The 12,751-nt window shown below is 41.8% G+C and carries 11 protein-coding genes; 5 read left to right on the top strand and 6 right to left on the bottom strand.

Going from position 1 to position 12,751, the window contains the following annotated elements:
- Positions 1-3: 3 nt before the first annotated feature.
- Genes QZT69_RS08280 through QZT69_RS08270 form a run of 3 tightly spaced genes read left to right on the top strand, consistent with a single transcriptional unit; the run spans position 4 to position 3,786 of the window.
- Positions 4-1,440, top strand: a complete 1,437-nt coding sequence (locus QZT69_RS08280; RefSeq protein ID WP_294672925.1) for a NuoM family protein — start codon at positions 4-6, stop codon at positions 1,438-1,440.
- A gap of 1 nt (position 1,441) precedes the next feature.
- Positions 1,442-2,815, top strand: coding sequence for an NADH-quinone oxidoreductase subunit N (locus tag QZT69_RS08275; RefSeq protein WP_294672912.1), 1,374 nt, complete (start codon positions 1,442-1,444; stop codon positions 2,813-2,815).
- Positions 2,816-2,844: 29 nt separating this feature from the next.
- Complete coding sequence (locus QZT69_RS08270) at positions 2,845-3,786, top strand: hypothetical protein (protein WP_294672909.1); 942 nt, start codon at positions 2,845-2,847, stop codon at positions 3,784-3,786.
- Between the two features lie 292 nt (positions 3,787-4,078).
- On the opposite strand, the gene QZT69_RS08265 is transcribed toward QZT69_RS08270, so the two are convergent.
- Both QZT69_RS08265 and QZT69_RS08260 read right to left on the bottom strand, forming a co-directional pair.
- Positions 4,079-4,957, bottom strand: coding sequence for a hypothetical protein (locus QZT69_RS08265; protein ID WP_294672906.1), 879 nt, complete (start codon positions 4,955-4,957; stop codon positions 4,079-4,081).
- 134 nt (positions 4,958-5,091) lie between these two features.
- Complete coding sequence (locus QZT69_RS08260) at positions 5,092-6,024, bottom strand: NAD-dependent epimerase/dehydratase family protein (protein WP_294672903.1); 933 nt, start codon at positions 6,022-6,024, stop codon at positions 5,092-5,094.
- Between the two features lie 238 nt (positions 6,025-6,262).
- On the opposite strand from QZT69_RS08260, the gene QZT69_RS08255 reads away from it, so the two are divergent.
- Both QZT69_RS08255 and hppD read left to right on the top strand, forming a co-directional pair.
- The gene (locus tag QZT69_RS08255) at positions 6,263-7,423 is read left to right on the top strand and encodes a homogentisate 1,2-dioxygenase (protein WP_294672900.1); all 1,161 of its coding nucleotides are present in this window, start codon (positions 6,263-6,265) and stop codon (positions 7,421-7,423) included.
- 115 nt (positions 7,424-7,538) lie between these two features.
- Complete coding sequence (hppD, locus tag QZT69_RS08250; RefSeq protein ID WP_294672897.1) at positions 7,539-8,702, top strand: 4-hydroxyphenylpyruvate dioxygenase; 1,164 nt, start codon at positions 7,539-7,541, stop codon at positions 8,700-8,702.
- A gap of 134 nt (positions 8,703-8,836) precedes the next feature.
- Here hppD and QZT69_RS08245 read toward each other — a convergent pair whose 3' ends face one another.
- The 4 genes from QZT69_RS08245 to lipB form a co-directional block, all read right to left on the bottom strand.
- Positions 8,837-9,247, bottom strand: a complete 411-nt coding sequence (locus QZT69_RS08245; protein ID WP_294672896.1) for a hypothetical protein — start codon at positions 9,245-9,247, stop codon at positions 8,837-8,839.
- Between the two features lie 73 nt (positions 9,248-9,320).
- Complete coding sequence (locus QZT69_RS08240; RefSeq protein WP_294672893.1) at positions 9,321-10,772, bottom strand: glycosyltransferase family 39 protein; 1,452 nt, start codon at positions 10,770-10,772, stop codon at positions 9,321-9,323.
- Positions 10,773-10,794: 22 nt separating this feature from the next.
- On the bottom strand, positions 10,795-12,024 hold the full coding sequence (locus QZT69_RS08235; protein WP_294672890.1) for a serine hydrolase: 1,230 nt from the start codon (positions 12,022-12,024) through the stop codon (positions 10,795-10,797).
- Positions 12,025-12,026: 2 nt separating this feature from the next.
- A complete protein-coding gene (gene lipB, locus QZT69_RS08230) occupies positions 12,027-12,725 on the bottom strand; it encodes a lipoyl(octanoyl) transferase LipB (protein ID WP_294672887.1) in 699 nt (232 codons plus the stop codon).
- Positions 12,726-12,751: the final 26 nt, after the last annotated feature.

The following is a 12,751-nucleotide window of genomic DNA, read 5'->3' as shown; positions in this document are numbered from 1 at the left end:
AGCGTGGCACTACTTTTATTTATACTACCAGTTTTCTTTGCGTTATCGGTATTGATTATTCCGAAACAAGGAGTTCGGGCATACGGAATTATCGGTTCGCTTGCCGTTTTAGGGGTTGTAATAGCGTGTATGATGCAGTACAACAACGATGGAACAGTGCACCTGTTTGTAAATCAGCCCTGGCTTGCAGGAATTACCATGAGCTTTGGTTACGATGGAATTTCCTTGATCATGTTGTTACTGACAGCAGTTTTGGTTCCGTTGGTATTGGTTTCCAACTTCAAAAATGAATTGGCTGAGAACCGCTTGTTTACAAGCATGGTTTTCTTCATGCAGCTGGGATTGATCGGCGTGTTCATTTCCATGGACGGATTGTGGTTCTATGTTTTCTGGGAAATCACCTTGATCCCGATTTTCTTAATTTCCTGGTGGTTCGGAGCTCCGGAAAGAAAAGCGGCATTGATGAAATTCTTCATCTACACATTCGTAGGATCTTTGGCAATGCTTGCTGCATTGATCGGAATCAAGGTAAATGCACCTTCTTTCTATATCGAAGATTTGAAAGCGGTTGTCTTTACGTCTAAAACAGCTTGCTGGCTGGCGTTAGGATTCTTTTTAGCATTTGCTATTAAAATCCCGGTTTTCCCGTTCCACACATGGCAGCCGGATACTTATACGAAATCGCCGATGGCAGGAACAATGCTTCTTTCAGGTATTATGCTGAAAATGGCATTGTACGGAATGATCCGCTGGATGATCCCATTATTCCCGGAAGCAGTTGCTTGTTTGCAGTGGCCGGTAATCATCCTGGCAACTATCGGAGTTGTTTACGGTGCTGTGATCGCAATCAAACAAAAAGATATGAAGCGTGTATTTGCATTTGCTTCTATGTCGCACGTTGGATTGATCGCTGCGGCAATTATGGTTTGGGATTTTGATGCATTGTCAGGAAGTATGGTGCAGATCGTGAACCACGGGTTGGTAGCGGTAGGATTGTTCCTTGCAGTTGAAATTATCGAGCGCAGAACGGGAACCAGAAACCTGAACGATTTGGGCGGATTCGCAAAACAGGCTCCGAAATTCGCATTCTGGTTTGCAGCTTTGGCTTTTGCTTCTGTTTCCGTTCCGTTAACAAGTGGTTTCATCGGGGAATTCCTGATGTTGAAAGGGTTGGTTCAGTTTGACATGATCGTTGGTATCGTTGCCGGAACTACTCTGATCCTTGGAGCAGTTTATACCTTCCGTGCTTACCAGTTGAGCATGTATGGTCCGGTGACAAGGGATCAATTTGCCGATTTGCATTGGTCTGAATTGCTTGTTTTGGCAGTCATCATCATCGCGGTCGTGATCTTAGGAGTTTATCCGGCATTGATCACGGATTTCGTGAATCCAAGTTTAAAAATAGTATTAGAAACAATTTCAACACCTTCAGGTTTATAATATGGATGCATTATTAATTGTTTTTGCCAGTGGATTGATTTCCTTATTTGCTGCTTTTGCAAAGAAACCTTGGTTAGTTGTTGGATCTGCTATGGCAGGTTTGTTGGCTGCTATTATCGTAATTATCGGACAGCTTCAAACAGGAAAGGCATTTTTTGACTTCCTGAAGTATGAAGGATTAGCTTTTGATCAGGTGGCGTTGCTCTTTAGCTTAGCAATTTGCGTTCTGACTTTATTGATTGTCGGTATCGGTTACGAGCGATTTAAAGAGAACCCGGTGCATACGGGTGAATACATTGGTTTATTGTTGTTCTCTGCGACAGGAGCAATGATCATGACGGCTTACACAGATATGTTCATGTTCTTCCTCGGCCTGGAGATCCTTTCCATTCCGATTTACGTGATGGCGGGAAGTAATAAAGCGGACGTACGCTCTTCAGAAGCATCTTTGAAGTATTTCTTAACAGGGTCATTTGCTACAGGTGTTTTCTTATTCGGATTGGCGTGGGTGTATGGTGCAACCGGAACATTCAAGTTGCAGGAAATCCAACTGAAGATCCAGGAAATGGATACATTGAGCCCGATTTTAATGATCGGTGTGTTATTGATCATGGCATCGTTTATTTTTAAAGTAGGTGCGGCACCGTTCCATTTCTGGAGTCCGGACGTATATGACGGAGCGCCACCTGCGGTAACCGGTTTCATGGCATCTGTTGTGAAAATCGCTGCATTCTTCGCATTCCTGAAAATGTTTGCTTTTTGTTTCGGACGAGGAGAACTATATGATTTCTGGAAAGGAGCTTTGGTAGTAATGATTGTCATCACGCTTTTTGTCGGGAATCTATCCGCACTTCGCCAGGTGAAATTTAAACGTTTATTGGCTTATTCTTCTATTACCCACGTGGGTTACACACTTTTGTTGTTTGTGTCCCAGGGCGATGTTGCCGGTACTTTGTGGTTCTACATGTTCTCTTACGGTTTCTCTATCGTTGGAATTATCGCCGTTGCAATTGCTGTAAATGATTCGGAAGACCGCATCGAAGGGTTGAGAGGATTGGGCAAAAGAAACCCGTTCCTGGCAATTGTAGGAATTGTGGCTTTGTTGTCACTTGCTGGAATTCCGCCAACATCGGGATTCTTTGCGAAATACATTTTATTCTCCTCTGCATGGGAAAATGCTTCCTGGTTAGTGATCATTGCATTGATCAATTCAGGGATCAGTATTTACTACTACCTGAAAGTGCTTGTAACAATCGCTTCTCCGGCAGAACAGGAACAAGAGAAAATCAAATTGTCGCCGTTAACAATTGCGGTTTTGACAATTGCATTGGTAGGTATGCTCGGATTCAGTTTTATTCTTCCTTTCCTTTATTAAGAACTCTAATTTTTCTTAAAATAGTAGCTATGCTTCGAAATTCACGCCATTTTTGTGCTATGTTTTCGAAGTATAGCTTTTTTTTAGTTCTCCTTTTTAGCGTATCCCAATCTTTTGCCCAGTTAATTGAAAATACGAAAGGTGTAGCTTTTACGGATATTCCCTTTTTCAATACACATTTTGTAAAGGGAAGTAAGATCAAGGAAATTCACGGCAAGTTTACCTTTAAGAAACAGGGCGATATCATGCGTGAATCCAATTATGTGTATGTATTCAACTTCGACACACTTGGAAACCTGGTCCGTCATTATCAAACAGCAAAAGGAGATCAGACTACGGATACCACGGTCCGCTTCTACGATTATACTCCTGACGGCCGGATAGTTAGAAAAAGAATAAGCCAGAGACGCGGTTTTCTTTCAACCTATTATACTTATAACTCGGAGGGACAAATTGTAAAGGAAGAAGTTTACCGAGACATTGATACGATGAACAGCATTCTGAAGCCGGCCATCGAACGAAGTTTACTTTGGAATACCGAAACGATGGAATACCAGATGTATGAAGGGCAGTTCAAAAAGAAGGTATTCAATAGCTACGGGAACCAATACCTCGAAGTAACTAAGTACAAGGATAGTCTGGGATATTTGGCCCGCGAAGAGGAAGTATTTACCATCACCAGGAACCGTATAACCACCAAATACGGTTATTCGGATAAAGGATTGATCGAAAAAGTTGCTGTGTACAAGAATACGGATACAATTCCAATGTCCGAATCGCGCTTTACGTATGATACTTTTGGGAATCTCCAGGCAAAATACGTATACAAGGATGGCGTGTTTGTTACAGAATACCAAATTGTGTACAGTGGATTAACCGGCTTATTGTATTCCATTATCATGCGTGAAGTAAGCAGTAATTTTATTTCCATCATCCGTTTCTCGGAGCCTACTTTCTGGGATAAGCCTTGATTTGTGAACCACATAGAAACAATAGGACACATAGTTTTCTCTAAAATACTTGATGTTATACGTTATCCAAGAAGTATAATAAAAAAACAGATAGCTATGAGGAATTTAAATCATTCTCGTTGAAAAAATCAGAATATTGTTTTACCCCTTGAATATCATTAATTCTATGTGTTCTCTGCGCCTTCGCTGTAGCTTTAGCGCAAGCGTTGTGACCTATGTAAAAAGCAAATAAAAATCCCTTCCACCGGAGTAGAAGGGACTTCTATTTATATAAAGTTTGCTTCGGTTGCTTTTACAATTGTCCGTCGGAGTGGTAGACACCACCTTTGTAGACTTTCACTTTCAACAGGATTCCATCATTGTCATAGACATAAACTTTTCCATCCCAAAGTGCACCGTTCTTAAATTCTCCGTCCTGCCAGATTTCCCCGTCACTGTTGTAGACTTTGTTGTAACCGTTCGGAGACCATTTGACACCTTGTGTCTTAGGAGTTCCTCCGATAATTGGAGCTTTTTCTTTGGATTGTCCGGGATCTTTTACTTTCACCATCGGGTGAACAGGGTCCTTTGTTTCGGATTTTGTCTGGTTACCCGAACCATCATAATAAGAGATCTCTTTTATATCACCGTTTTCATAGTATCGTACGGCTTTTCCGGAAATAACACCATTGTTGGAATCGTATTCATATTCCAATTGACCATTCGGGTAGTAATAACGTATCTTCCCGTTCTCTTTTCCAATTTCGTTGTATTTCCCCTGGTAGGAAGGCTGCCCGTTTTCATAATAACGGATCAGGGAATCTTTATAGATATTCTTTTCGAAGTTTCCTTTTTCTTTCGGCTGGCCGTTGGCCCAATAGCGTGTAAACTGCCCTTTCGGACGGTTGTTTTCGTAATTTCCTTTGAGGGATGGTGTTATACCATCTGTATGATATTTAATCCAAATGCCTTCTTTACGGTCATCTACATACTTTCCTTCTTCTACTTTACCGTTTGCGGGAACACCGGAATCCGGGCGGTCTTTACCATAGTAAATCCACTTACCCTGCTTTCTTCCTTTCTCATCTGTAACATTCAGCTTACCATCCTGATCAGTATTTGGGGATGCCATGGCAGTCATAAGTAGTGACAGGAAAAAAACAGCGAGTCCGACTTGTTTATACTTCCACATGTTTTGAATTAGTTTTGTAGCGCAATCTAAAGATAGAATTATTTTGTTACAGTTGCCTAAATACATACAAAAATTCGCTGAAGTGCTTTATTTTTTCGATTAACAATGAATAGATAACGTTTTTTAAACGCTAGTCATAAGTTATTTAACATTTCGTGAGTAGTTTTATCTAAATCATAACATTCTTCCCACCCCCAGTTTTCACGAGCCGCAGAGTCATCAATGGATGCCGGCCAGGAATCAGCAATGGCTTGTCTGAAATCAGGCTCGTAATTAATGGTAAATGAAGGAATTACTTTTTGGATGCTCTCAAAGATCTGTTTAGGGGTAAAACTCAGGGCAGAAAGGTTATAACTGGAGCGAATCTTTACTTTTTCAGCCGGAGCTTCCATCAATTCAATAGTTGCACGAATTGCGTCGTCCATGAACATCATCGGAAGTGCGGTATCCTCTTTGAGGAAACAGGTGAAGTGTTCTCCTGCTTTTGCCTTATAGTAAATGTCTACCGCGTAGTCTGTAGTACCTCCTCCGGGAAGGCTTTTGTAAGAAATCAATCCGGGATAACGGATACTTCGAACATCCACGCCAAACTTGTTGAAATAATATTCACACCATCTTTCTCCAGCCTGCTTGGAAATACCGTAAACAGTACTTGGTTCCATCACTGTATATTGCGGGGTATTGAATCTTGGTGTCGTGGGACCGAAGACCGCAATGGATGAAGGCCAGAATATCTTGGAAATATGTCCTTCTTTTGCAAGGTCCAGTATGATGAACAGGCTTTCCATGTTCAGTTTCCACGCGAAATCCGGGTTCTTCTCTGCTGTTGCCGAAAGCAAAGCAGCCAACAAATACACATCCGAAAATTTTTGTTCTATAATATAAGAACGGACCAAATCCTTGTTTAGGGCATCTAATTGGATGTAGGGTCCGTTTGCAAGTGTTTCCGGACATTCATCTTTTAAATCGGCTGCGACAACATTTTGAGCACCGAATTTTTCTCTCAGTGCCAGTACCAATTCAGTACCGATTTGTCCGCAGGAACCTAAAACCAGAATTTTTTTCATTGGGCGTTCGATTTGAGCGCAAATATACTTTTTTTTCAATGGAATAAAAGTTTTCACTTTTGTCAAAAAACTGACAATTCTCATTTTTTATCACTCGTTTTGTCGGTAATTTTGCGTAACTTTCAGATACTATGTGGTTGGAATTGATGCTAAAACTAATGTGGTTACTTATTCGCAAACCTGAATGAGCAAACTCCCTGTTTATCGTCGAATTGTTAAAAACTAAATAAATTTAAACATGCCTTTTTACTATAAGTTGGGGAAAATTCCTCCTAAAAGACACATTCAATTCCGCAAGGAATCCGGCGATCTGTACTACGAACAATTGTTCGGTACGGAAGGATTCCATGGTTTTTCTTCTTTATTGTATCACGTACACCGGCCAACGATGGTGAGATCGATCAAAGAGCTGAAAGACCTTACGCCGGTTCCTGCCGTAAATAAGAATATCACTTCACGCATGTTGAAGGGATACAACGTAGCACCGAAAGACGATTTTTTGGAATCTCGTGAGATCGTTCTTTTCAATAATGACCTGAATATCGCTTTGGCAGCCCCGAAAAAATCGATGCAGACATATTTCTATAAGAATGCAGATGCTGATGAAGTCATCTTTATCCATGAAGGAAATGGGAAGCTGCGAACTATGCTGGGTAATATTCCGTTCAGCTACGGAGACTACCTGGTTATTCCTCGCGGGATGATCTACCAGATAGAGTTTGAAACGGAAAAGAACCGGTTGTTCATTGTTGAATCATTCTCTCCGATCTTAACGCCGCGTAATTACCGGAATAACTTCGGGCAGTTATTGGAGCATTCTCCGTTCTGCGAGCGTGATTTCAGAGGACCAACAGAATTGGAAACACACGATGAGTTGGGAAGCTTTATCATCAAGATTAAAAAGGAAAACATGCTCCACGAGCTGGAATATGCTTCACATCCATTTGATGTTGTCGGATGGGACGGATACAACTTCCCGTATGCCTTTTCAATCCATGAGTTCGAACCGATAACGGGGCGCGTTCACCAGCCGCCTCCGGTACACCAAACATTTGAAGGCCACAATTTCGTGATTTGTTCGTTCGTTCCGAGAATGTACGATTATCACCCGCTTTCTATTCCGGCACCTTATAATCACAGTAATATCGATTCGGATGAGTTGCTTTACTATGTGGATGGTGATTTTATGAGTAGAAATCACGTGGAGAAAGGATACATTTCACTGCATCCGGGGGGTATTCCGCACGGGCCGCATCCTGGAGCATACGAAAGAAGTATCGGGCAGACGGAAACAAAAGAACTCGCTGTGATGGTAGATACTTTCAAGCCCTTAAAATTAACACAGACTGCTATTGATATGGAAGATGATTCCTACGCGACCAGCTGGCTTGACAAATAATTACGAATTACGTCCGTCAGCTGACGGAACGAATTACGAATGGATTGAACTTAAGAACAGATTGTCAGGGAGACTGCTTGATAATTGATAATTACAACATTGATAATTAAAAAATATGAGTAACGAAATTAAGAACGTAGAATACGGATTAGAGAAAATTTTTGAAGGTGCACAAGACTTCTTGCCTTTGTTGGGAACCGATTATGTAGAGTTTTACGTAGGTAACGCGAAGCAGGCTGCCCATTTTTACAAGACAGCATTTGGTTTCCAGGATTTGGCTTATGCCGGATTGGAAACAGGTGTGAAAGACCGCGCATCTTATGTGTTGAAGCAGGATAAGATCCGAATTGTACTTACAACGGCTTTGAAAAGTGATTCACCGATCGGAGAGCACGTAAAAAAGCACGGCGATGGTGTTAAAGTGATTGCACTTTGGGTGGAAGACGCCAGAAAATCTTACGAAGAAACAACTAAGAGAGGTGCGAAATCCTTTTTTGAACCAATGGTTGAATCTGATGAACACGGAGAAGTTGTTCGTTCCGGAATTTACGGAGCCTATGGTGAAACGGTTTTTGTATTCGTAGAGCGTAAGAATTACAAAGGTGTTTTCATGCCTGGTTACGTGGAGCATAAAACAACATACAACCCGGCTCCTGTTGGATTGAAATTCATTGATCACATGGTAGGAAATACCGGCTGGAACAGAATGAATGAGGCTGTGAAGTGGTTTGAAGATATCATGGGATTTGTAAACTTCTTATCGTTTGATGATAAGCAGATCACGACGGAATATTCTGCTTTGATGTCGAAAGTAATGTCGAATGGAAACGGAAGAATTAAATTCCCGATCAACGAACCTGCGGAAGGTAAAAAGAGATCTCAGATCGAAGAATACATTGATTTTTACGAAGGTGAAGGTGTTCAGCACATTGCGGTTGCAACAGATGATATTATCACAACAGTTGCAGATATGCGTTCCCGTGGAGTAGAGTTCTTGTCAACTCCTCCGCAGGCATATTACGATGCAATTCCGGAGCGTTTGAAAGACCACATGTCAAAATTCAAAGAAGACATCAACGAATTGCAAAAACTGGGAATCATGATCGATGCGGATGAGGAAGGTTATTTGCTGCAGATCTTTACAAAGCCAGTTGAAGACCGTCCGACTGTTTTCTTCGAAATCATCCAGAGAATGGGAGCAAAAGGATTCGGTGCAGGAAACTTCAAAGCCTTGTTCGAATCGATTGAAAGAGAGCAGGAAAAACGTGGAACGTTATAGTAGACTTTAAGACAAAAGAGTCAAGACAATACACTAAAATTGAAAAACCTCGACAATCCATTAATTTGGAGTCGAGGTTTTCTCTTATGTGTAAGCTGTCTTTTTAGTCTTGTCTCTGAAAGTCTTGACTCTTCTTATCCGATCATAATTCCTTTACCACCCAGCTTTGGGATCTCGATGAAATTCTTCTCATCGATCGTTTCCGGAAGGAAAATGAATCGTTTGTCGTACATCACGTCGTCCGCCCAAAAAGAAACCCAGTATTCATTTGTCAAACCAAACACTTCTTCCATAATAGGCTCGATTTTCGCAGCTTCATTCGGCAGCAATACTTCCAGTGAATGACGTAAAGTAGAGGTTTTGATCTTTTCACCGGTGTTTACATCTTCGCCATAGCCACGACTCGTGATTATGATTCCTTCCATGATGTCGTCACGTAAGTTCAACAGGTAAACATAGTGCTGTGTTCCGCCTTCTTCATTGATTTCGGGAACGACCACTACTTTTACATTTTCAACTACCGGACCTTTTAATTCTTCGCGCATTGCTTCAATCGATTTTGGATTGCAAAGTTAATCATTTGCTGCTTATTCTACTTCAACGTTTCCGGAGAATGGTTTATTTGGACGTAAACTCGTAGATATCGAAAATTTCTTCGATATGGTGTTTGTTTACCTGGTTGAACTCCGCATTCAATGTGTTCAGAATGTTATTATCCGGTGCGGAAAAATTACTGGCTGCATCTACCAAAACAATGCGTTTTGCGGATTTGTAGTCAATACCTTCCAAACTGTTGATGCAGTAAAGATTACGTTCACTCAGGTTCTTTTTGGCAAGCTCAATATCCGGGTATTTGAACAACTCCCTGTTGTAATAGTAAATGAAGTTGAGCGAAAAATGAACCGGAGCTACCAAGACCAGTGTTTCGTCATTTTCGAGTTGTTTGACCAGTTGGACTGTTTCCCTGACTTCTCGTTTGTTGGTTTTATTGGGTTTTACAGTCACAATAAACAGCAGACAGATCAAAGCCGGGATAAGAAGCCGTATTTTTGGTTTTTGAAGGATAAAATCGGTGGAAACAGCAACCATGAGTGGAAAACCGATCGAAACGAACATCAGGTAACGGTCCAGGAACATGGGAATCCAAAAGGAAATCACAAACATAAACAGGAACGGAATGTAGAACCAGCATAGGATCAATCTCGTTGCAATGCGATTGGGATTTTGCCTGCGTTTGATGATCAAAAACACCAATCCGACAAGCATTCCGGCCAATGTAAACACTGCTGTTACAGGTGCATTGCTAAAAGCACGCAACATTTCATACAACGCATTGATACCGCTTGGAGGTGTTACCCAGGTTCCTCCCGCAGCGCTTGAGAACCGGTTCAAAATCAGCCATAAATAAGGCGAATAGGTAATCAGCATGACAAGCACAAAAAGAATCAGGAAGCGGTAATGTACTTTCAATAGTTTTCGCTGGAACAGGATGAAGAAGAATTGGATGAACAGGACGAAAAATCCGAAGAAGTGCGTATAGATCAACAAAGTGTTTGCCAATAGAAACCAGAATAGTTTCCAGTTATTCCTGTTTTTTTGATGAATAATCTCCAGGTAATAGAACATGGAAACAGCAGTCAGAAACCCCATCAATGCGTAAGCTCTGGCTTCATGTGCGTATAAGACCTGGTAAGTCGAAAAAGTGAATAGAACGGAAGCGATAACCGCTACACGCAGGTTGAAGAACCGTAAACCGATCCGGTAAATGAAAAGCACAGTGAAAGCGCTGAAAATAAGGGAAGGTATCCGCACCGCGATTTCAGAAATACCGAAAAATTTGATCCAGTAATGCAGCAGCAAAAAATGCAGCGGCGGATTATTTTCATGTTGGAAAATGCCGAATAAATGATCCAGCGACTGTTGCGAATGGTATACACTGAATGGTTCGTCTCCCCCCAGTGAATTAGAGCCCAGGAAAAGTCCCTTAAGCACGAAGCCCAGGAGAATAAAAAAGAGAGGTAGGTAAACTTTAGCGTAATCCCTGCGTTCCATTATTTTTACAATGCTCATTTGTTTGTGAGCATGAAAGTAATCATTTGTTGGCAGCTGCTATTGTTCTTCCCATGCGGATATATTCAAACAAATCGGATGGATGACCGATTTTCTCCTGGTTTGCTTTGGTATTTGTTTTTTCCAGGATTTTAGGATCTGTGTCCGGAGCGCGTTTGTGACCGGTTCTTACAACGATTAACTGTTCATCCGGAATGGCAATGATGTACTGGCCCTTTATCCCGCGGCAGTAATAAACCGGGTGGCCGTTACTTACATAAGTCCAGATATGAAGACCATAACGCGTATTCGGAACGCCTTCTTCTGTTGTCATGACCGGGTTTTTGACCATTTCATCGAAATAAGAAGCCGGAATGACCTGTTTATCGTTCCATTTTCCGTGATTGGCCAATACCTTTCCAATGCGCGCAAAATCACGTGTGGTGCTGTACAAACAGCAAAATGCTTTTTCATCGCCGCTTTTCTTGTCCAGGCTCCAAAATGCATCTGATTCTGCACCGATTGGCTGCCACAATTTTTCGGAAGCATACTGCGAAAGGTCTTTCCCCGTAGCTTTTTCAAGAATAAAAGCAAGCAGCTGCGAATTACCACTTTGATAAATGAATTCCTGTCCGGGAGCACGTTCCACATGCTGGCGGGTTACCAACCCTCTCAAATCCCACCCATAATAGGATTCAGCATTTTCAGATAAGGGATTTTTACCGCTTTCTGTCCAATCCAGCCCCGAAGCCATGGCCAGCAAATGCCGGATGGTGATTTTTTCTTTCCCTTTCCCCGTAAATTCCGGAATGTATTTGTAAACCGGTTCATCCAGGCTTTTGATAGCGCCTTCTTCATGTGCAATTCCTATCAGTATACTGACCACGGTTTTCGCAGCAGAAAAAGAATTGGAAACGGTTTCCGGATGGTGTTCATCCCAGTAATGCTCGTAGATTACCTGGTTATTTTTCACGACCAAAAAAGACGAAGTTCGCCAGGTTTCCATGTATTTCAGATCTTCCTGGTCAAGCACTTCATTTTTGAGCAGCTTGAAATCCCAGGCTTCACTTTTTCGAGGGGCTTTCACCGTTGAGTTGTAAAACTTGTTCAGGTCATAGATCGTTGGCGAAGTTTCTCCCTGCAAATACGTGTAATAAATTCCTTTGTAGAGGTAGAAACGACCGCTTAAAAGAATAAAAATATTGACGGATAAAAAGAGGATTAAGACAAACCATCCGATTCGTTTTAACCATTTGAGCAGGGTGCGTTTCATGACTATTGTGCGTAAGTGAATCCGAATTGGGAGGCTAATTTTTCCTTTAGGAGGTCTTTTACTTCCTGCATATCAACAGCTCTACCAAGTTCCAGTTGCAAGGAAGTTACAGATTTATCTTCAATTCCGCAAGGTACAATGTGAGAAAAATAGGAAAGATTTGAATTTATGTTGAAACCGATTCCGTGCATGGTTACCCAGCGGGAAGATTTGACTCCCATAGCACAGATTTTACGTGCTGTCGGCTTTTCAGGATCGATCCATACACCGGTGAAGCCCTGGGAACGTTCACCTTTGATCCCATAATGTGCCAATACCTGAATGACGGCTTCTTCCAGGTAACGCATGTATTTGTGAATGTCGGTGAAAAAATAATCGAGGTCAAAAAGCGGGTAAGCCACCAATTGGCCGGGACCGTGATAGGTAATATCGCCTCCGCGGTTGATCTTGTAGAACTTGGCATCGTGTTCCTCCAAACCGGTTTCGTTCAGGAGTAAATGATCTTCCGTACCGCTTTTCCCTAAAGTAAAAACATGCGGATGTTCGCAGAACAATAGATGGTTCCTGGTTTCCTCTGTGCTGGTCTCATTCCTGCGTTCGATTTTTAAGGCAATTGTTTCCCCGAAGAGTTTCTCCTGGTAATCCCAGGCCTCCTGGTAATCGATCAGTCCCAAATCCTGAAAGTGAACCTTTGGTAACATGTTTCTTTGTTAGTTTAATAGTTCAA

The sequence above is a fragment of the uncultured Fluviicola sp. genome (assembly GCF_902168135.1).
Classification (GTDB): Bacteria; Bacteroidota; Bacteroidia; order Flavobacteriales_D; family Crocinitomicaceae; genus Fluviicola.
This window is presented reverse-complemented; position numbering and strand designations above follow the sequence as displayed.